The sequence below is a fragment of the Companilactobacillus metriopterae genome, from assembly GCF_002762335.1.
Classification (GTDB): Bacteria; Bacillota; Bacilli; order Lactobacillales; family Lactobacillaceae; genus Companilactobacillus; species Companilactobacillus metriopterae.
The window spans coordinates 545572-567734 of sequence record NZ_CP024610.1; the positions used below are offsets into that span (position 1 = coordinate 545572).

Annotated in this window: 21 protein-coding genes; 19 read left to right on the top strand and 2 right to left on the bottom strand. The window is 33.8% G+C overall.

The window, feature by feature from the left end; genetic code table 11:
- The 18 genes from CS873_RS02615 to rlmD all read left to right on the top strand — a co-directional run bounded on the left by CS873_RS02615 (window position 1) and on the right by rlmD (window position 18346).
- Window positions 1–435 carry a hypothetical protein gene (locus CS873_RS02615; RefSeq protein WP_099974332.1) on the top strand — a complete coding sequence of 145 codons (435 nt, stop codon included), beginning with the start codon at window positions 1–3 and terminating at the stop codon, window positions 433–435.
- A gap of 3 nt (window positions 436–438) precedes the next feature.
- The gene (locus CS873_RS02620; protein WP_099974333.1) at window positions 439–900 is read left to right on the top strand and encodes a SprT family protein; all 462 of its coding nucleotides are present in this window, start codon (window positions 439–441) and stop codon (window positions 898–900) included.
- Between the two features lie 146 nt (window positions 901–1046).
- A complete protein-coding gene (locus CS873_RS02625) occupies window positions 1047–1547 on the top strand; it encodes a hypothetical protein (protein WP_099974334.1) in 501 nt (166 codons plus the stop codon).
- Window positions 1548–1709: 162 nt separating this feature from the next.
- Entirely contained in the window at window positions 1710–2108 is a 399-nt protein-coding gene (gene rbsD, locus CS873_RS02630; RefSeq protein WP_099974335.1) for a D-ribose pyranase, read from the top strand.
- Window positions 2109–2118: 10 nt separating this feature from the next.
- The gene (rbsK, locus tag CS873_RS02635) at window positions 2119–3030 is read left to right on the top strand and encodes a ribokinase (RefSeq protein WP_099974336.1); all 912 of its coding nucleotides are present in this window, start codon (window positions 2119–2121) and stop codon (window positions 3028–3030) included.
- A gap of 178 nt (window positions 3031–3208) precedes the next feature.
- Complete coding sequence (locus tag CS873_RS02640) at window positions 3209–3409, top strand: cold-shock protein (RefSeq protein ID WP_099974337.1); 201 nt, start codon at window positions 3209–3211, stop codon at window positions 3407–3409.
- A gap of 118 nt (window positions 3410–3527) precedes the next feature.
- The gene (locus CS873_RS02645) at window positions 3528–4157 is read left to right on the top strand and encodes a glycoside hydrolase family 73 protein (RefSeq protein WP_099974338.1); all 630 of its coding nucleotides are present in this window, start codon (window positions 3528–3530) and stop codon (window positions 4155–4157) included.
- A 49-nt stretch (window positions 4158–4206) separates the two neighbouring features.
- Window positions 4207–4782 carry a xanthine phosphoribosyltransferase gene (locus CS873_RS02650; protein WP_099974339.1) on the top strand — a complete coding sequence of 192 codons (576 nt, stop codon included), beginning with the start codon at window positions 4207–4209 and terminating at the stop codon, window positions 4780–4782.
- 12 nt (window positions 4783–4794) lie between these two features.
- Window positions 4795–5925 (top strand): ATP-grasp domain-containing protein, encoded by a 1131-nt coding sequence (locus CS873_RS02655; protein WP_099974340.1) that lies wholly within the window; start codon window positions 4795–4797, stop codon window positions 5923–5925.
- Window positions 5926–7221, top strand: coding sequence for an adenylosuccinate lyase (gene purB, locus CS873_RS02660; protein WP_099974341.1), 1296 nt, complete (start codon window positions 5926–5928; stop codon window positions 7219–7221).
- A 122-nt stretch (window positions 7222–7343) separates the two neighbouring features.
- Window positions 7344–9587, top strand: a complete 2244-nt coding sequence (pcrA, locus tag CS873_RS02665; protein ID WP_099974342.1) for a DNA helicase PcrA — start codon at window positions 7344–7346, stop codon at window positions 9585–9587.
- A gap of 9 nt (window positions 9588–9596) precedes the next feature.
- The gene (ligA, locus tag CS873_RS02670) at window positions 9597–11627 is read left to right on the top strand and encodes an NAD-dependent DNA ligase LigA (RefSeq protein ID WP_425435964.1); all 2031 of its coding nucleotides are present in this window, start codon (window positions 9597–9599) and stop codon (window positions 11625–11627) included.
- Between the two features lie 11 nt (window positions 11628–11638).
- Complete coding sequence (locus tag CS873_RS02675) at window positions 11639–12769, top strand: CamS family sex pheromone protein (RefSeq protein ID WP_099974344.1); 1131 nt, start codon at window positions 11639–11641, stop codon at window positions 12767–12769.
- A gap of 14 nt (window positions 12770–12783) precedes the next feature.
- Window positions 12784–13083 carry an Asp-tRNA(Asn)/Glu-tRNA(Gln) amidotransferase subunit GatC gene (gene gatC / locus CS873_RS02680; RefSeq protein WP_099974345.1) on the top strand — a complete coding sequence of 100 codons (300 nt, stop codon included), beginning with the start codon at window positions 12784–12786 and terminating at the stop codon, window positions 13081–13083.
- Complete coding sequence (gene gatA, locus CS873_RS02685) at window positions 13083–14540, top strand: Asp-tRNA(Asn)/Glu-tRNA(Gln) amidotransferase subunit GatA (protein WP_099974346.1); 1458 nt, start codon at window positions 13083–13085, stop codon at window positions 14538–14540. Before gatC ends, gatA begins: the two co-directional genes overlap by 1 nt.
- A complete protein-coding gene (gene gatB / locus CS873_RS02690; protein WP_099974347.1) occupies window positions 14540–15970 on the top strand; it encodes an Asp-tRNA(Asn)/Glu-tRNA(Gln) amidotransferase subunit GatB in 1431 nt (476 codons plus the stop codon). Before gatA ends, gatB begins: the two co-directional genes overlap by 1 nt.
- A gap of 24 nt (window positions 15971–15994) precedes the next feature.
- Window positions 15995–16948: a diacylglycerol kinase gene (locus tag CS873_RS02695; protein ID WP_099974348.1), complete on the top strand. Its 954-nt coding sequence runs from the start codon at window positions 15995–15997 to the stop codon at window positions 16946–16948.
- Window positions 16949–16987: 39 nt separating this feature from the next.
- Window positions 16988–18346, top strand: a complete 1359-nt coding sequence (gene rlmD, locus CS873_RS02700) for a 23S rRNA (uracil(1939)-C(5))-methyltransferase RlmD (protein ID WP_099974349.1) — start codon at window positions 16988–16990, stop codon at window positions 18344–18346.
- 359 nt (window positions 18347–18705) lie between these two features.
- Here rlmD and CS873_RS02705 read toward each other — a convergent pair whose 3' ends face one another.
- Together CS873_RS02705 and CS873_RS02710 are read right to left on the bottom strand one after the other, a co-directional pair.
- The gene (locus CS873_RS02705) at window positions 18706–19575 is read right to left on the bottom strand and encodes an alpha/beta hydrolase (RefSeq protein ID WP_241685220.1); all 870 of its coding nucleotides are present in this window, start codon (window positions 19573–19575) and stop codon (window positions 18706–18708) included.
- Complete coding sequence (locus tag CS873_RS02710; protein ID WP_099974351.1) at window positions 19568–20872, bottom strand: PTS transporter subunit EIIC; 1305 nt, start codon at window positions 20870–20872, stop codon at window positions 19568–19570. Before CS873_RS02710 ends, CS873_RS02705 begins: the two co-directional genes overlap by 8 nt.
- 175 nt (window positions 20873–21047) lie before the next feature.
- On the opposite strand from CS873_RS02710, the gene CS873_RS02715 reads away from it, so the two are divergent.
- Complete coding sequence (locus CS873_RS02715; RefSeq protein ID WP_099974352.1) at window positions 21048–22160, top strand: glycerate kinase; 1113 nt, start codon at window positions 21048–21050, stop codon at window positions 22158–22160.
- Window positions 22161–22163: the final 3 nt, after the last annotated feature.

The window sequence follows — 22163 nt, forward strand, 5'->3', positions numbered from 1 at the left end:
ATGAATCAAGCACAACTAAAAGCAATGAAATATGGTCAAGCTATCAATGATGCAATTGCTGTTATTGAAAAACAACAAGACATCTTAAATCCAGAATTCGAAGTTATCAAAAAAGAAGTCGAAGCTGGAACTTTGGCAGAAATGGATGAAATAGAATACGAAAAAATTCGTAAGGACTTTTCTGCTGGAACAAAAGAATACAAAACAGTTTTGCAAAACTTAGAAGATGCGAAGGCACCAGCAAGAATGATGGGAACACATATGTCTCTAGTAAACTCTTTCCGTTCATATGTTGAAGGATGTACAGAAATGACTAAGAGTTTAGGAAAAGGCAGAAAAGTAAATAAAAAGAAATTTGGAGAGTCTGAAGCAACTCAAGATAAGTATATGGACAAGTTCTCATATCAAATCCAAAAGTTGACTCAAAACATGTAATTAATGACAGATAAAGAATTAACAGAATTAATAAAAAAGGTTTCCCAAAACTACTTTGGGAAACCTTTTATTCATAAGGCAAATTTTAACAATCGACTACAAACTACTGGTGGAAGATTCCATTTAAAAGATAAACATATTGATATAAATCCTAAAATTTTAGACAAGTATGGTAAAGATGAATTGATTGGTGTGATTAAGCATGAATTAGTACATTATCATTTGTATATCAGTGGCTTACCATCACAACATAAAGATAAAGAATTTAAACATCTTTTGAAAAAAGTAGGTGGATCAAGGTATGCACCACCTATGAAATCTACGGTTAAATCGAGGACAAGACACCAGTATATTTGCTCAAACTGTGGTCTAGAGTATTTACGTGTAAAAAAGATAGATACTAAGCGATATGTTTGTGGTAAATGTGGTGGCAAACTAATCTTTGTTAAAGATATAAATCATTAAATGTTCAGATATACTAAACAAAAATACTTGAAAGAAGCCCTTAAATTAATGAATAGAGCTTCTTTTTTTATTATATAAATTTAGTTAATTGAAAATGTAAATTGTCGATTGTACACTTTAGGCGGAATCTCGGAAAGAGTAAGAAAATGAAAAAAGGATATAGATATTTAATTTTAATATCTTGTCTTTTAGCGGGATTTATATTTAGTTTAACCTCCGTGAAAGCTCAAAGCATTACTTCAGATGATTATTATGTAGATACTGTAAGTTCTCCATCTCAAATATATGACCATTCTGAAGAATTAACAAATTTGACTATCCCTGCAAATACTCAGTGGAAATTAGGGGACCAACTGGTAGATGGTGGGTTATTCTTCTATCAAGTAGGGCAAGATGAATATACAAGCTCTGAGCAATCATATTTGTATCAAGAGAGAATTGAAGTTTTGGGAACATCACTAAAAGATACTACAAAATTGTATAACTTTAAGGGAGAAGAGATTCCAAATAGAATGTTATCTGCAAATACATATTGGTATTCTGATCAACTAATGAACACAAGAGGTCATCATTATTTCCGTGTAGCAACAGATGAATTTATACAAGCTCCAGATGTTAGATCAGAATCAGTAACAATGTCATTTTAAAATCACACAATTGTGTGATTTTTTTATTTTATCCATAAATTTATCTACAATGCGATAAAACTATTTTCGAATTGGACCGTACTAATTTTAAAATTGGTGTTTACTAATTAATTCACGAATGCTATATTATCACTGTAAACGATTTCAATGGAGGATTTTACTATGAAGAATTCAAGAGTAATTAATTCAGATATATCAAGAGTTATCTCTCAAATGGGCCACTTCGATACTTTAGGTATCGGTGATGCGGGTATGCCTATTCCAGATGATACAGAACGTATTGATTTAGCAGTTGAAGCTGGTATTCCTAGTTTTATGCAAGTTTTAGAAAATGTAATCAGTGAATTAGAAGTACAAAGAATTTTCTTAGCCGAAGAAATGAAAACACAAAACCCAGAACAATTAGCGGCTGTTAAGAAATTGATGGGCGATAAAGTAGAAATTGAATTCATACCACATGAACAAATGAAGAAAGATTTGAGCAAATCAAAAGCTTTCATTAGAACAGGTGAAGAAACACCATATTCAAATATTTTGCTAGAAAGTGGCGTAGTATTTTAAGGAGAAAATAATGAAAAAAATTGTTGTTTTAGGATCAACTAATGTTGATACTATTTTAAATATTGAAAGATTACCTTTACCAGGAGAAACTATGGCAATGACAGATCGTTCAGTCGCTGGTGGTGGAAAGGGTGCTAATCAAGCAATTGCTGCCGTTCGAGCAGGTGCGGAAGCATCATTTATTTCTAAAGTTGGTGGTGATCACGCCGCTGATTTCATGTTTGAAACATTCAAAAAGGATGGTTTGAATATGGAACACGTTATTGTTGATGAGAATGTTGGTACAGGTAAAGCCTATATTCTCTTAGACGAAAATGGTCAAAATAGTATTTTGGTATATGGTGGAGCTAATCAAGCAATTACACCTGCAGAAATTGATGATACAAAGGATTTTATCGCTGAAGCTGACTGTATCATTGCTCAATTTGAAGTTCCTTTAGAAACTATTACAGAAGCATTTAAAGTTGCTAAAGATAATGGAGTTGTTACAATTTTAAATCCTGCTCCTGCTAAAAAAGAAATACCTGCAGAACTTATTGCATTGTCTGATGTTATTGCACCTAATGAAACAGAAGCAGAAATCATCACTGGTGTAAAAGTTGAAGATGAAGCTTCAATGCAAAAAGCAGCTGATGCATTGCACGAAATGGGTGTGGGAACAGTTGTTATTACTGTTGGTGACAAAGGATCATTCTATTCATTCAAAGATGGTAAGAGTGGATTTGTTGACGCCTTTAAAGTTAAGGCAGTTGATACAACTGCAGCTGGAGATACATTCATTGGTTATCTATCAGCTAACCTTGAAAAAAATATGAGTAATATTGAGGAAGCTATGAAAATAGCAAGTAAAGCATCGTCAATCACGGTACAAGAACAAGGTGCACAAAACTCAATACCTCATAAAAGTAAAATTAATTTTTAATAAAAAAATTGATTTAAAAAATTAGGCGTTTATGTTTGTAAAGACCCGTTACACATGATATTATATATCTTGTATTGTAGTTGGTTAGTTGATGGGGTTGTATGGTTTTGATGGCTATCTTCCATAAAGTACCACGTATGATGCACAAATTTATTTTTTTCCCAGGAGGAATAGTCTGATGGAACATGGAACAGTAAAATGGTTTAACGCAGAAAAGGGTTATGGTTTCTTAACTCGTGAAGATGGAAGTGACGTATTCGTTCACTTCTCAGCTATCCAAGGTGATGGTTACAAAACTCTTGAAGAAGGTCAAGCTGTATCATTCGATATCGAAGATTCAGATCGTGGACCACAAGCTTCAAACGTAAATAAAGACTAATTTTTAGTTTTTTAAGATCAACTCGCAGAGTTGGTCTTTTTTTTATATAAAAAATCCCATCAAACTGATTAATCATTTATAATAGATAGAAATCAATAAAGAAAAAAGGAAATACTAAGTGGCTAAAAGAAGAAAATCAACTAGAAAAAGCAAACATCAAAAAGACGTAGCAATAATATCTATTGTTCTTTTTTTTGTTGCCATTTTATTAATCTTTTTTGGCTTTAATAAATACCAAGAAAAAAACAAAGAAAATCAAGCAGAGTTAGTTAGAGAAGAACGCAATGCTTTCATTAAGAAAACAGCACCATATTCGATTGAACTGGGTAAAGAGTACGGTATATTACCGAGTATCACAATTGCACAATCTATTTTAGAAAGTGACTGGGGTAACAGTACTTTAGCAAGTAAGTACAATAACTATTTTGGTATAAAAGGCACATCGGATTCGGATAGTGTTGTTTTGAAGACAAAAGAATTTGAAAATGGCCAATGGATAGAAGTAAATGGTCGATTCAGAGTTTATTCAGACTATCGAGAGTCTATGAAAGCTCATGCTATTTTGCTCGCAAATGGAACTACATGGAATGCCAACCAGTATCAACATGTGACCGGAGCACAGGACTATATTTCTGCAGCAGTAGGGTTACAGACAGACGGATATGCAACAGATCCAACGTATACAACTAAGATAATTAGGTTGATACAAAAATATAATTTAAAAAAATATGATGTCGATATAAAGTGAAAATCAAAGTATGATAGACTTTAACTAATATAATCTGGGAGATGTGATTTTGAGAGAACTTGAAGAAAGAATTCAAAAAGATGGTCAAGTACTAGGTGAAGATGTTTTAAAAGTAGATAGTTTTTTAAATCATCAAGTAGATCCAATGCTTATGGAAAGAATGGGCGAAGAATTTTATCAACATTTTGGTGATAAAAAAGTAGATAAAATTTTGACAGTGGAATCATCAGGGATTGCACCAGCTGTCATGGCTGGACTAAAATTTGGCGTTCCTGTAGTTTTTGCCCGTAAACACAAATCTGTTACTTTGAACGATGATTTGTATACAGCTGAAGTGTATTCATACACAAAGAAAACATCTAATCATATTAGTATTGCTAAAAAATATTTGTCTGCAGATGATAATGTATTGATCATTGATGACTTTTTGGCAAATGGTCAAGCTGTCAATGGACTAAATGACATCATTAAAGATGCGGGTTCTAACCTAGTTGGGATCGGAATTGTAATCGAAAAGACATTCCAAATCGGACGTAAATTAATTGATGATCAAGGAATACCAGTGTATTCTCTAGCTAGAATTAAAGAGTTTAAAGATGGTCAAGTAATTTTTGAAGAAGAGTAAGGATGGTTGCGTATGGCATTTGTTACACCTGGTAAGACCCTTGGAATAATTGGTGGCGGTAGTGAAACATATCTATTGGAAATTGAAGCTAAAAGAATGGGCTTTAGAACTGTTCTTTTGACTAAAGATGAAAATGATATAGCAACAACCGGAGCCGATTTTTTCCTAATTGGAGAATTAGAAAATATAAATAACCTAGACGAAATAGGTCAAAGATCAGATATTTTGTTGTATATGGATGAAGACTTTGACAGTGTTATATTGTCTCAATTGGAGAAAAAATATAATGTTGCACAGGGTTCTTATTTATTGTCTATTGTTCAAGATCGATATATTGAAAGAACTTTTTTGAACAAATTGAACGTCAATGTACCACCTTTTTTTGCTGTTGCATCAAAAGATGACGTTCAAAAAGCAGTATCGATGATCGGTTTTCCGTGTATATTAAAGCCAATTCGCAAGTACCAATCTAAACTAAAAAACGTAATCTTATATAGAGAGCAAGATTTGTCTCAAGTAGATAATTTATTGAAGTCTGGAACTTATATTCTAGAAGCATGGATTTCTACCAAAGAAGAATTTTCTATCATGATTAGTAAGAGTATCGATGGAAAAGTTCATACTTTCCCTATGATTAAGGATATTTATGATGGCAAGACTCTAATGAGTTCTCTTCTTTACCAAAAGAATGATCCCAGTCTAGAAGCTGAGATACAATCAGTGGCTATTCAGATTGCAGAGAACATCGACTATGTAGGTATATTTGGGATAGGTTTTATTATTTCTGATAATGATGTCCTTTATGTCAAGAGAATCTATCCTGGAATTAATTATTCAGCCAATGTTTACAATGAGGCTACAGGAGTTTCTCAATTTGAGATACATTTGCGAGCTATTTGTGATTGGCCTATCCCTGAAATATATCCACGAGTAGACGCTGCTACTCTAAAAATCATTGAAGGAACTCTTGCTCAAAGTTTGGAATTGTTAGAAACAAAGCAACAATGGAAATTTAATTATTACACCGGTTTTAAAGAAATGAATTTAGATAATCGAGATGTTGGATTTATCTCAGTAGTTGCAGATAATTCCGAAGACTTGGATTCAGATATTTCATCAACTAAAATTTGGAGAGTGGATTAAATGATCGATCGCTACGTTACTATGAAGATGGCACCAATTTGGACAGATGAGAACAAGTATCAAGCTTGGCTAGATGTTGAGATAGCCGCCGTTGAAGCGTGGAGTGAGGTAGGAGAAATTCCTGCTGAAGATGCAAGATTGGTAGCTCAGAACGCTAAATTTGATGTTGCAGAAATTTTGGAAATTGAAAAAGAAACTAAGCATGATGTAGTTGCTTTTACTAGAGATGTTTCCAAATATCTAGGAGCTGAACGAAAGTGGGTTCACTTCGGATTGACATCGACTGATGTTGTAGATACTGCTTATGGATACTTAATCAAGCAAGCAAATGATATTATCCGTGAGGACCTACAAAACTTTTTAGAAGTAGTAAAAAATAAAGCTTTAGAATATAAAGATACTGTAATGATTGGTAGAACTCATGGGGTTCATGCCGAGCCAACTACATTTGGCTTGGTTTTAGCTAATTGGTATTCAGAAATAAAACGTGATATCAAAAGATTTGATCATGCATCTAAGGGTGTTGAGACAGGTAAAATATCAGGTGCAGTGGGTAGTTTTGCTAATATTTCCCCTGAAGTTGAAGCAATCATTTGTAAAAAATTAGGAATCAATGCTCAAGAGATTTCAACACAGGTGTTGCCTCGTGATTTACACGCTGAATATGTCCAAACTATGGCATTGATAGCTACATCGATAGAACGATTTGCCTTAGAAGTTAGACATCTTCAGAGAACCGAAGTACGTGAAACTGAAGAATTTTTTGCAGCTGGTCAGAAGGGTTCATCAGCTATGCCACACAAAAGGAATCCTATTGGATCAGAGAATGTGACTGGTTTGGCTAGAGTTATCCGAGGGAACTCAATAACTGCTTTGGAAGATGTTCCATTGTGGCATGAAAGAGATATTTCACACAGTTCAGCTGAAAGAATTATCATTCCTGATTCAACTTCATTGTTGGATTATATTTTGACTAGATTTACCAAAATAGTTAAGGATTTGACTGTTTTCCCAGATCAGATGCTAGAAAATATGAATAAAACACATGGACTTATCTTCTCTCAACGTGTTCTTTTGAAGTTAGTTGAAGCTGGATATAGTCGTGAAGAAGCTTATGATTTAGTTCAACCAAAGACAGCACAGGTTTGGGATGAACAAAAAGATTTCCGCACATTATTGGAAAATGATGAGCGTGTTACTTCAAAACTATCCGAGAAAGATTTGGACGATGCCTTTGATTACAATTGGCATTTAAAACATGTAGATGACATTTTTAATAGAGTAGGCATCAAATAAGGTTGAAGCAATTGCTTCAACCTTTTTCTATTGGTGTTATTATTATTGAAAATTTGGTAATATATTAAGTAGATGATTTTTTTACAAATGTTGATTTAATAAGGATTAGAGGTTGTATAAAAATGGATAATGATCTATTGACTGGTATGAATGATCAGCAGAAAAAAGCAGTACAAACAACTCAAGGTCCACTACTAATTATGGCAGGTGCCGGAAGTGGAAAAACACGAGTACTAACTCATAGAGTTGCGTATTTAATCGAACATGAAAATGTTATGCCATGGCGTATTTTGGCAATTACTTTTACAAACAAAGCAGCAAAAGAAATGCGAGAGAGAATCGGCAATCTTTTGGATGGTGCAAATGATGTCTGGGTTTCAACATTTCACTCATTGTGTGTCCGTATTTTAAGAAGAGACATTGATAAATTAGGTATAAATACATCATTTACCATTGCAGACCCTGCAGAACAAAGAACTCTTATGAAGAGGATCTTGAAGGAAAAAAATCTTGATCCGAAAAAGTATGATCCTCGAGCAATTTTGGGTGCTATTAGCAATGCTAAAAATGAATTATTGACACCTGAAGATTATGCTAAGAAGAATGGTTCACCCTTTGAACAAATAGTTGCTACTTGTTATGATGCATATTCCAAAGAAATGGAAAAAAATCAATCTCTAGATTTTGATGATTTGATCATGCAGACAAGTATACTTTTTGATACAAATAAAGATGTTTTAGAGTTTTACCAAAATAAATTTCAATATATTCACGTTGACGAGTATCAAGATACTAACGCCGCACAATATAAGCTAGTAAATCAATTAGCTGCAAAGAATCGCAACATCTGTGTTGTTGGTGATGCGGATCAAAGTATCTATGGTTGGCGTGGAGCTAATATGCAAAATATTCTTGATTTTGAAGATGATTATCCAGAAGCTAAAACTATCAAACTTGAACAAAATTATCGTTCTACACAAACAATACTTGATGCAGCAAACGAAGTTATCAACAATAATACAAATCGAAAAGACAAAGCATTATGGACAGATAATAAGGTTGGAGAAAAAATCACTTATTATCGAGGTCAATCAGAGTCTGATGAGGCGCTATACGTTGTCAGTCAGATTAAAGAATTAGAAGCCAAAAATTATAAGTATGGTGATTTTGCTATCTTGTATAGAACCAATGCTCAATCTCGTTCTTTTGAAGAAAAACTGTTACAAGCTAATATCCCATATAAAATCATTGGTGGACATAAATTCTATGATCGTAAAGAGATCAAAGATATTATGGCTTATTTGAGATTGATAGCTAATCCTGCTGATTCAATGAGTTTTCAACGTATTATTAACTCACCAAAACGTGGTATTGGCCCAGGTACCATTGATAAATTACAAACTTACGCAGATGAGCACGGTTGGTCACTATTAGAAGCAGCAAATAATATTGAACTATCTTCATTAGCTGCAAAACCTAGAAAAACTTTAGGTGATTTTTCTAGATTAATAGAAACATTGCAGAAAAAAGCAGCTAGTTTTTCTATGACAGAATTACTTCAAGATTTGATAGACGATTCTGGCTACGTTTCTGAATTGAAGAATCAAGCTACCCTTGAATCAGAATCACGATTAGAGAATATTGAAGAATTATTGACAGTTACAAGACAATTTGATCAAACTTATGAACCAGATGAAGAAGCAGATCAAACTAGACTGGACATGTTCCTTACTGAATTATCTCTAGTTAGTGATCAAGATGAGTTGGAAGAAGGTCAGACAGAAGTTACAATGATGACCCTTCATGCAGCCAAAGGTCTAGAATTTCCAATTGTATTTTTAGTAGGTATGGAAGAAAGTATTTTCCCACTATCTCGAGCAATGATGGATGAAAATGAGCTTGAAGAAGAACGTCGTTTGGCTTATGTAGGAATAACACGTGCGGAACAAAAATTGTATGTAACAAATGCTTACAGTCGTATGTTGTACGGTCGTGTTCAAAATAACCCAGTATCTCGTTTTATCGAAGAAATTCATGATGACAAATTGGAACAAGCTAATCCTAATGCTGGAAATCTAGGAACAACTCGTACTAATAATTCTGAATTACCATTTATGAAACGCCGTCGTGAAAGTGCTCATATATCTAGTCCAAGAGCTACCATGGCTAAAAAAGCTAGTGGTGCACAAGGAGCAGAAAAAGTTTCTTGGGCCATTGGCGACAAAGTAGAACATAAAAAATGGGGCATTGGAACAGTTGTTAAAGTTCAAGGAGATGCTTCTAGTGCTGAATTAGATGTAGCATTTGATTCTCAAGGAATTAAACGTCTCTTAGCAGAATTTGCACCAATTACAAAAGTACAGTAACAAACGAAAGTGAGGAAAATTGTGGCTGGATTGACTAAAAAACAAGTTGAAAAAGAATTATCAGAATTAAAAGATCAACTGAATGAATATCGTAATGCTTATTACACCAAAGATGCACCATTGGTGGAAGATAATGTTTATGATAATTTGTATAATCGCTTGTTGGAAATTGAAAACGAATATCCTGATTTAGTAACGCCTGATTCTCCTTCACAATTAGTTGGGGATGTTACTGATGACAAACTTGGAAAAGTTACCCATGATATTCCTATGTTATCTATGGGGGATGTCTTTTCATATGAAGAATTACAAGAGTATGATAATCGGATTGTAAAAAACGTAGGCAGTCCTGTAGATTACAATGTCGAACTAAAAATCGATGGTTTGGCAATCTCATTAATTTATGAAAATGGTAAATTAGTCGAAGGTTCAACTCGTGGAGATGGTACAACTGGTGAGAATGTAACGGCTAATATCATGACAATTGGTAGCATACCTAAGCAATTACCGCAGCCTCTGAATATTGAAGTTCGTGGTGAATGTTTCATGTCTAAAAAAGAATTCTTGCGAATTAATGAAGAACGTGAAAAAGAAGGACAGCAAGTATTTGCTAATCCAAGAAATGCCGCAGCCGGATCATTACGTCAATTAGATCCCCAAATTACAGCAGATCGTAAATTGGATGCCTTCATGTATACAATTGTTACCTTTGATACTTTGAATGTTTCTACTCAATCACAGGCACTTCAAACACTTGAAAAATTAGGCTTTATGGTCAATGAAACTGCCAAAGTTTCTAAAGGGTTGGAAGTTGTAAATGAGTATATCGAGAAGTATGAAATCAATCGAGATAATCTGGATTATGGTATTGATGGAGTTGTCTTAAAGGTCAACGATCTGGAGACACAACAACAGTTAGGTAATACTGTCAAAGTTCCTAGGTGGGAAATAGCTTATAAATTCCCACCAGAACAATCAGAGACAGTAGTACGTGAAGTAACTTGGACAGTTGGTCGTACTGGTGTATTAACACCAACAGCAGTTATGGATCCGGTTAGTTTAGCAGGTACTACAGTTTCTCGAGCTACTTTACACAATATAGATATGATTCGCCAAAAAGATGTAAGACTACTAGATACAGTACTACTTCATAAAGCAGGAGATATCATCCCCGAAGTATCACAAGTGGTATTAAGCAAACGACCAAAAGATTCAGTGGAACTGGAAATTCCTACGCATTGTCCATCTTGTGGATCGGAGTTGGTTCATTTAGAAGATGAAGTAGCCATACGTTGTATCAATCCTAAATGTCCCGCCCAAGTTAAGGAACAATTGACACATTTTGCATCTAGAAATGCAATGAATATTGACGGACTAGGACCTAAAATAATCGAGCAACTATTTAGCAAGAAATTAATTAAAGATGTTGCGGATTTATACAAATTGGATGAAGAAATATTATCTCAACTAGATGGATTTAAAGAAAAATCAATAAACAATCTACTAAATGCTATTGAAAATTCAAAAACAAATTCAGTCGAGAGACTAATTTTTGGTTTAGGAATTCAACATGTTGGGTTAAAGGCAGCTACATTGTTAAGTGAAGAATTTGGTTCACTAGATAATATCATTGCTGCACCTAGTGAAGACATTCTTGCAGTCAACACAATAGGGGGGACTATAGTAAATAGTTTGAAAACTTATTTTGCTAATAAAGATGTCTTAATTTTGATTGATGAAATAAAAAATGCAGGAGTTAACACAGAATTTATAGATACTTCAAATTCTAATGAAACAAATGAGCATTTTACTGATAAAATAGTTGTTATAACTGGAACGTTAAATTCGTATAAGCGTTCTGAATTGGCTGACAAGTTAAAACATATGGGAGCCAAGGTAACAGGGTCTGTTACTAAAAAAACTGATATTCTTATTGCTGGTGAAAAAGCTGGTAGTAAATTAACCAAAGCACAAGATCTAGGTATTCAAATTATTGATGAAGCAACATTATCAACATATTTAGAAGACGTTGATAAATAGGAGAAATAGCAGTGAAGAAAATTTTAAAAGCAGCATCCTTATTACTAATGGTATCTCTAATTTTAACAGGATGTGGTAACTTACAAGATTCTAGTCTTTCAGGTGGAAGTGGTAGTAATAATTCAGTACAAACTAGTTCAACCAGTGATACCGGTATTTATGATGTCCTTATGAGTAAAGGAAAATATAAAACTAGTCCTATCTCAGGTCTTTCAGCAACTACTAATACTAATGAATTCAATGGTCGAAGTTTTGAAAGTGGTCTAACTAATCTTTCTCAAGACCAATTTTCAACTAATTCATATGTATTCCAAGAAGGACAATTGTTATCTGCAAATACTGTAAATAATTGGTTAGGTAGAAAATCTTCAAAAAATCCAGATGGGTTAAATCCTAAAGCCAATGATTCCACTGATCCAGATAAGAGAACACCTATTTATCTTCAACAAGTGATGGAACAAGATTATTTGCAAAAAGAAAATGGTAAGTACAAAATTCAGGGAATTTCTATTGGTATCGCTATAAATTCAACTGATTATTATCAAAAAGAACAATACGGTGCTACTTATAGTACAAAAATTTCTGCTGACCAACAAAAAGAACAAGGCGAACGTATTGCCAAAGAAGTTGTTAAACGTCTTCGTAAAATGAAGAATGTCGGAAATGATACTCCTATCCTTGTTGGCTTGTATTCAGTAGCTCCTCAAGACACTTTGGTTGGGGGAACATATTTCCAATATGGTGTAAGTAAGAGTGGTAGTCTGGACAAGTTCTCAAATCTGAATTATAAAAATCAAATGCTACCAGTTGTGAATGATGAAAAACCTATAAACAGCAATGATGCTGATAATTTCTCTAACTTCAAATCAAATATACAAAGCTATTTCCCTAATTTATCAGGTGTAACAGCTCAAGCACATTATGAAAACAGCAGTTTGAAATCAATGGATATTACAATCAATACACAATTTGATGGACTATCACAAATAAGTAGTTTTACTCAATTTGTACAGGATAGCTCTTCTAAGTATTTGCCATCAGGTGTAGATTTGGACATCAGTATTCAAACAGTTGATGCACAACAATCATTCATTTCGCGAGTTAATAATAAATATACATCCCATGTTTACAATGGACATTAATAAAGGAGAAAAATATGCTTTCAAAAGAAGAGATTTTACATGTTGCTGAATTGGCAAATCTAGAGTTAGATGATGCTGAAGTAGACGGTTTTGTTACTCAAATTGGTCAAATTGTCGAAATGGAAGACAAACTAGCATCTGTAGATACAACAGGCGTTGAACCTACATACAGCATGGGAGATAGATTAACTGTTTTCCGTGAAGATGAAGGTAAGCACGATCAAACAGTCGAACAATTGTTGTCAAATGTTCCAGAAACAAAAGACAACCTAATTAAGGTTCCGTCAATTCTTGGAAATGGGGAGAAAGAATAGTGAATTATTTAAATGAAACCATTGATTCTCTACACCAAAAACTTTCTTCTAAAGAAATTACGGCTGAAGAATTAACAGAGCAAACATTAGAAAATATCAACAAAACAGAAGAAAAAGTACATGCTTTCATCACAGTGAACGAAAAGTCAGTTGATGATGCAAAAAAAGTAGATGCTAGTGGCATCAACGATCGTCTAGCAGGAATTCCAATTGCTATCAAAGATAATATTGTTTCTGATGGTATTTTAACAACTGCCGCAAGTAAGATTTTGTCTAATTTTGTACCAGTCTATAGTGCTACAGTTTTGGAAAAATTAGAAAAAGCTGGAGCTATCAATATTGGTAAAGCAAACATGGATGAATTTGCCATGGGATCTTCTACTGAAACATCTCACTTTGGAAAAACATTTAATCCATGGGATCTAACAAAAGTTCCTGGTGGATCTTCAGGTGGTTCCGCAGCAGCAGTTGCCTCTGGTGAAGTTATTGCCGCTCTAGGTACTGACACAGGTGGTTCAATCAGACAACCAGCTGCTTTTAATGGTATTTTTGGTATTAAGCCTACTTATGGACGTGTTTCAAGATGGGGTGTTATAGCTTTTGCCTCAAGTTTGGATCAAGTTGGAGTTCTTTCAAAACGTGTTGAAGACTCTGCTGAAGTGCTTTCTGTCATTGCTGGAGTGGATGAACATGACCTAACAAGTTCTGAAAAGGAAGTACCGGATTACCGTGCTAACTTGAATAAGGATATGTCTGGTATGAAGATTGCCGTTCCTAAAGAATTTAAAGATCAAGGAACAAATTCAGCAGTTCAAGAACAAATTGATATAGCTCTTGCTGCATATGAAAAAATGGGTGCTACTGTTGAAGAAGTAAGTATTCCAGCTATTAAACATGCGGTTGAAGTTTATTATATTTTGGCATCTAGTGAAGCATCTTCTAACCTTCAAAGATATGATGGTATTCGTTATGGCTTCCGTGCTGAAAATATTAAGAATATCAGTGATATGTATGTAAAAACACGTTCAGAAGGTTTCGGAGATGAAATCAAACGTCGTGTAATGTTAGGAACATTTGCTCTTTCTGCAGGTTCTTACGATGCTTACTTCAAAAAGGCTGCTCAAGTTAGAACTATGTTTATTCAAGAAATGGATGCTGTTTTGAAGGACTATGATTTCATCATGGGACCTTCTACTACCTCTGCTGCCTTTGGTATTGGTGCAAAAATTGATGATCCATTGGCAATGTATATGAATGATGTACTAACAATTCCTGCTAATATGGCAGGTTTGCCTGCTGCATCTGTTCCTGCAGGTTTAGTAGATGGTATGCCAGTAGGTTTACAAATAATTGCTAAACCATTTGAAGAACAAAAAGTTCTTAATGCATCATATGCATTACAAGAAGAAAACAAATTTTATGAACAAATTCCAACTGCAATGAAAGGGGCAAATTAATGAACTTTGAAACAACTATTGGACTAGAAGTCCACGTTGAGCTAAAAACACTTTCAAAAATGTTCAGTCCTTCACCAGTTGAATACGGTGCAGAACCCAACACAAATACTAACGTAATTGATTTTGGATTTCCGGGAACACTTCCTACAGTCAATAAGAATGGTTATCGCTTAGGAGTTATGGTTGCTCTAGCATTAAATGCAGATATTGAAAATCATACTCACTTTGACCGTAAAAATTATTTTTATCCAGATAATCCCAAAGCATACCAACTAACACAACATGATCGACCATTAGCTCATGATGGATATATTGAAATCGAAGTAGATGGCGAAACAAAGAAAATTGGTATCGAAGAACTTCACGTTGAAGAAGATGCTGGTAAGAATACCCACGGTAACGATGGATTCTCATATGTCGATCTTAACCGTCAAGGTACTGGATTGATTGAAATTGTTTCTAAAGCTGATATGCATTCTCCAGAAGAAGCCTATCAATACCTAGAACAACTACGTCAAATCGTTCAATTTACTGGTGCATCAGATGTTAAGATGGAAGAAGGATCAATGCGTGTCGATTGTAATATTTCAATTAGACCAGTTGGTTCAAGTGAATATGGAACAAAAGTTGAGTTGAAGAATATTAACTCATTTAACTTTGCTCGTTTGGGTCTAGCTTTTGAAGAAAAACGTCAAGCTGCCATTTTAAAAACTGGTGGAAAGATTCAACAAGAAACAAGACGTTTTGATGAAAAATCTGGGGAAACAATTTTGATGCGTGTTAAATCTGGTAATGAAGATTATAGATATTTCCCAGAGCCAGATTTACCAAATTATGAGATTTCTGATGAGTGGATTGAACAAATTAAGTCAGAACTTCCAGAAACTGCAGACAAGCGTCGCAAACGTTATATCAATGATTTAAAAATCCCTGAATATGATGCTGGTCTTCTTACTGATACCAAGGAAATGTCAGATTTCTTTGATGAAACTGTTAAATTCAATGCCAATCCAAAACTAGTATCAAACTGGTTGATGGGTGAAGTTAACGCTTATCTAAATGAAAATCACTTGGAATTACTTGAAACAAAATTAACACCAGAGCATCTAGCTAAGATGATCAACTTAATCTCAGATGGTACTATTTCATCAAAAATTGCCAAAAAGGTATTCCAAGAAACTATAAGTAATGGTACAGAGCCAGAGGCTTGGGTCAAAGAAAAGGGTATGGTTCAAGAATCAGATCCCGTTGTTCTTACACCAATTATCACAGCTATTTTGGATAACAATGAACAATCAATTGAAGATTTCAAAAATGGTAAGGACCGTGCTGTTGGTTTCTTAATTGGACAAATTATGAAAGAGACAAAGGGTCAAGCAAATCCTAAGATCGTAAATAGTATTTTGATGCAAGAATTAAACAATCGTTAAAAGTTAAAAGAGGGAACGCTATAAATGAGAGCCAGACTTATCTATAATCCAACCTCAGGTCATGAAACATTAAGAGAAAATGTTGGAGACATATTAAATATATTAGAAAAAGCCGGCTATGAAGCTAGCGCTTTTCGTACTACTCCAGAAGAAGATTCTGCTATGCATGAAGCGCGACGTGTAGCAGAGGAAGGCTTTGATTTAATAATCGCAGCTGGAGGAGATGGTACAATAAATGAAGTAGTTAATGGTATTTCTCCATTGGAAAAACGCCCAGAAATTGCTATCATTCCCGCAGGTACAACTAACGATTTTGCCAGAGCTCTGAAAATCCCGAGAGATGATGTTGTAGAAGCTGCTAAGGTTATTTTGAAAAAGCAAAAGCTCCCAATTGATATCGGTCAAGCTGGTGATAAGTACTTTATGAATATCGCCGGTGGTGGCTCTATGACTGAATTGACTTATGAAGTTCCATCAGCCTATAAGTCTATCTTAGGATACTTGGCATACTTGCTAAAGGGTGCTGAACTATTGCCAAAAAATAGTCCTATCGATATGCACATTGAGTACGATGATGGTGTATTCGATGGCAAAGCTACTCTTTTCTTGATAGGATTGACTAACTCAATTGGTGGTATGGAACAGATTGCTCCGGACTCTGTTATTGGAGATGGAACATTCTCGCTAATTATTGTTAAGGAAACAAATATTCGAGATCTAGTACATTTGATTGCATTGGTTATTAATGGTGGTCGACATGTTGATAATCCTAAAGTCATCTATACTAAGACTAAGAAATTATCTGTTAAGGCAAACAACGATAGCAAAATAATGATTAATCTTGATGGTGAATATGGTGGCGATGCCCCTATGGATCTAGTCAATTTACATAATCATTTAACTATCTATGCTAATATAGACTCAATGCCTGACAAGTCTATTCCAGAAAATGTAAATATAAAAAAAGAATCTGATTAAACAGTCCGAAGGGCTGTTTTTTCTTTCAAAAGGTGAAAAATGGATAAACCAAATTTTAAAAAGAATGACGAATTAGAATTAACAATTTCTGACCTTTCCTATGAAGGAAAAGGTGTTTCAAAGGTTAATAATTTCACATTATTCGTAGACAATGCACTACCTGGTGAAGTAGTCAAAGTAATAATCTTAAAAATGGGTAAGAGTTATGGATTTGCTAAAGCAACTGAAATTATAAAAAAATCTCCTGATCGTGTTGAAGATATTGATCGTATCTATACACAAACAGGAATTGCTCCACTAAGTCATTTGAAATATAGTGAGCAATTAAAATTCAAACAAAAACAAGTTAAGATTGATTTTGAAAAAATGGGTCTTGATGGTATCGAGGTCAATGACACTATAGGGATGAATGATCCACTTCACTATAGAAATAAAGCTCAAGTTCCTGTTCGTCAAATTGATGGAAAATTAACAACAGGATTCTACAGAAGAAACTCGCATGACCTTGTACCAATGGAAGATTTCTTAATTCAAGATCCTATAATTGATGAAGAGATAGTTCGTGTCCGCGACATTTTACGTAAATATAATGTTCGTGGATATGATGAAGCTACTCATAAAGGTCAGATAAGAACAATTATGATTCGTCGTGCATACTTTACAGGTCAAATTATGATTGTCCTTGTTAGTCGTGTCCAAGATATTTCTCACTATAAAGAAATTGCTGCCGACATTATGTCTAATAGTAATGTAAAATCACTTTATATCAACGTCAATGAGAAGAAAACTAATGTTATTCTTGGTAAAAAAATGATGCTTCTTGCAGGATTGCCATATATTGATGATGAAATTTTGGGTAAACATTTCCATATTTCACCCAACTCTTTCTATCAAGTAAATCCTACTCAAACACAAAAATTATATGATTTAGCTATTCAGAACGCTCAGCTAACAGGAACAGAAAATGTTGTTGATGCTTATTCTGGAATCGGTACTATTGGGCTATCATTAGCCGATAACGCTAAAGTTGTTACGGGTATTGAAGTTGTCAATGAAGCTGTCAAAGATGCTCGTGATAACGCTAAAATCAATAATATTAAGAATGCAGAATTTGTCGTTGGTAAAACGGAAGATGTCCTAAATGAATGGGCAAAAGATAACAAAAAAATTGATGTGCTTCTAGTTGATCCACCACGTAAAGGATTGGCAAATTCTTTGATCAGTTCAATTACAAATATCAAACCTAAACGTATTGTTTATATCAGTTGTAATCCAGCAACATTAGCACGTGACTTACAATTACTTAGTGAAGATTATGATATTTCAGACGCAACACCAGTTGATATGTTCCCAATGACAAATCACATTGAGACAGTCATATCATTGAATTTAAAATAAACGTAAAAAACCGTCAGTGAAATTTTAACTGACGGTTTTTTACGTTTATATCGAATATTGATACGTTTATAATTATTTTAATCATTCGTCTAATTTTGATGTTAAAGTATTTTTAGTGCTTAATCAACATTCTAGGGGGAAAGACAAATGAAAATATTTCAATATATATTTCTTCTGTTTTTAATAGTTATTTCTATAAATTTTTTGCTTCAAGCAAGGAAAAATAATAATAAAAAATCTGTATATATTGCTATTTTAAGCGTAGCAACTATTATTCTCTCAATAGTGGGAATTATGTTCTAATATTTAATTTTAAATAAAAAGCTAGCAACGGATAAATAAATTCGAAGTTAGCTTTTTTAATTATTAGAATTTAATTGTGGTTTTTTATTTTGTTCTGGATCAGTATTAGAACCATTATTCAAAATGTAGTGGTGGAACAATGATATGAATTGTTTGTTATCCAACATATCAGAATGTTCAGCGTCGCCACCAGTTAAAGTTATTAAAGTGTAACTCTTGATATTTCCTTCGTATATGTACTTACCACAATCCACACTTGCTAGTGGAACAATACCATCATCAGAGAATTTTTTGGTACCAGCAATTGATGTGTAAGTAATATTTTTAGGAATATTGTTTTTATATTTTATAAAGTCATTAAGCATTTGAGTTCGTTTTGTACTAGATGATTCCTCAAAATTGAATGGTGCACCAACAGTTTGGAACTGATTCAATGTTGATTCAGAGCTATCAAAATAATGTTCTAGATAATATGTCCATATCAAACTACCATTTGAATGTCCAAAAGCATTAAAGTTATTGAATTGATATCTTTTTTGAAGTGTATCAAAAGCAATTGAAAGCCACTTGGCTTGTTTTTTAATGTTGTTATATCCATCTTTGTTGTTCTCAAATCCGATAACAATAATAGGTCGGTTGTCACCATTTTTGATAGATCCTGAATAGGTTAATTTATTATCAGTATGGACGGTAACTTCAAGTAAACTATGCTTTTGATTGTAAGTTTTGTTGACATTTTTAACTAGATCTTCAAACCTATTAGCTCTGGCACTACTACCAGGGATCATGATAATAGGAGAAAGAGGAGAGTTGAATTTGGAGGCAAGATGACTATTATTTTGTCTAGTCCAAGAGAAAATAGGGATCCCCAACAATAGAATAATAATGAATGCCAAAGAGATATATTTTAGATTTTTTTTATTCAAGAGTATTCACCTCTGAATCTGTATAATCATTAATTTTATCGGCTAATTTAACAAATGGTATATAAATTAAAACAGAAATAATGAAAGTCAATATAGTAAATACCAAAGCCTGGCAACTACCGTTGGTTCCAATAAATGCATTTAAGAAACCTGGTGTTCCAACAGGTATCGGATAAACTGATGGAGGCATTAAGTGAATAGCCAATCCCAATGCTGCAACTAACATACTGCAAATGGGAGCCAAGATCATAGGAACTATGAAGATCGGGTTAAATAGCAATGGAAGTCCTACCATCATAGGAGCATCTATATTAAAAATACTTGGGACAATTGATATTTTAGAAATCTTGTTATAATTTTTATTTTTTGAAAATAGCATGATGGCTACAATTAAAGCTAAAACTGATCCTACACCACCAAAAGAACCAAATGCATAATACAAAGTGTCGCCATTAAAAACATTAGGTGCACCCCATGCGCTGTGGTGAGAGAATGCATAATTTAAATTCTTTAGTACTGTAGGATCACCCATTCCAATTGGTTGAGTATAAAATCCACGCCAGCCAAGGAATGCAGCAATGATTGAAAAGAAACTAAGAAGGAGTGTCTTAAATAACTCTGCTAATTGGGACTTATTATTGATACTGTTGGTTATGAGATTACTAAATAAATTGGTTGAATTTAGAGATATCTCTATGGAAAAACTTACTAAACTAACTAATACAATGACTAATGTTACTGACCAAAATGAGTTAAGATAGCGATTCAAAAGATCTTTGGAACTATCTGAGGTTAATTTCTTGGAAGTTTTAGAGAAAATCCATCCAACAACCATACCAACTATCAGTGCAAATAATAATCCTCTAAGACCCAAAATATCAGGATTAAAGGAGATAAGTCTATTATTTGGAAATGTGTATGAAAGTAACAATAAACATACAAAACTAGTAGTACCCGCCATCTGACCATCACGGTCAAAATGACTTGCCGTGAAATTGGCTGATGAGAATGTAGCCATAAGCGAGATTATTCCGAGGGTTAACCCATAAATGAGATTTACTATACTATCGAAAGTTATAAGCCAATTGAAGTTATCTACTTGTGGGAAAAAAGTCATCAAAAGAGAACCTTTTTCTAGAAAAAGAATCTGCAAAAGCTTCAGGAAACTTCCCAAAATAACAAAGGGTAATGTAGATAAAATTGACTTTCTAAATACTTTATAAATTAAAGTTTTTTGCAATTTGATCGTAATCGTAGCAATTGATTTCTCTAATTTGTTTGAAAATATAGCATCCATAAGGTTATCCTCCCAGTAATCAGTCTAACTTGATTATAATCCTAAAAGTTAAAAAGACACTAAGAATCACACTTTTTTGCCTTATTATATTTATGAATGTTGTAAATCGATTAACCCGGTGTTTAATTATATTTATGAGCCTGTATTAATCTTAAAATTCAGAGGGGATATCATCATGAAAATATTGATCGCAATTGATTCAATGAAAGGCTCGATGACTAGTATTGAATCAAATCAAATTATTAAAGATGTATTTGAAAATAATAAAACATCTGTTGCCAATTTTGCTATTGCTGATGGTGGTGAAGGGACAGTTGAAGCATTTGCTCAAAATCTTCATGTTGAAATCGTTTCTGTTGATTGTCATGATTTAAAGGGTGATAAAATTTCTGCAAGTTACTCGTGGATACCCGATCAAAAATTAGCTGTGATTGAATCTTCCGCTACATCAGGTATACAGTTTTTAGATAATACTGAGCAAACTCATCCTAGAATGACTAACAGTTATGGATTAGGAGAGCAGATATTAACCGCTGTTAACCATGGTGCTGATAAAATTATTATTGGTTTGGGTGGTACAGGGACTGTTGATGCTGGACTAGGTATGATGTCTGCGTTAGGTGTTAGATTTTATGATGATAATTATTCTGAACTAGATCCTATCCCCAAAAACTTAGGTTCTATTTCAAAGTTAGATTCATCTGGTATTGATAATAATTTGAAGAACGTTGAATTTATTTTAGCTGCAGATGTTAAGAGCCCTATTACAGGTACCACAGGTGCTGTCTATATGTTTGGTAAACAAAAAGGGATAACAGATTTAGAACTTTCAGAATATGAAAAAGATATGGAAAAATTTAGCAAATTATTATTAAACTCTGAGGAATCGCAACCAGGTGATGGTGCTGCTGGTGGTTTAGGTATGGCACTGAGAGTTATGCTAAATGCTGATATTGAACCAGGTCTAATTTTACTCGCAAAATATACACATCTAGAAGAACAGATTGAACAAAGTGATTTGATAATAACTGGAGAAGGTAAAATGGATAATCAAAGTCTTCAGGGTAAAGTTCCGGTATCTATTGCTGCTTACGCAAAAAAACATGGCGTTCCTGTAATTGCTTTTGTGGGTTCATTTCAAGGGGACCGCGAACAATTTAGACAGTCTGGAATTAATGCAATAGTCCCAATTGTTAAAGATATATCGACATTAGAGGAAGCAATTAAAAATGTAAAAAGTAACCTTAGAAATGCTGCTCAGATGACATTTGATTTGTTGAATATTTAAAAT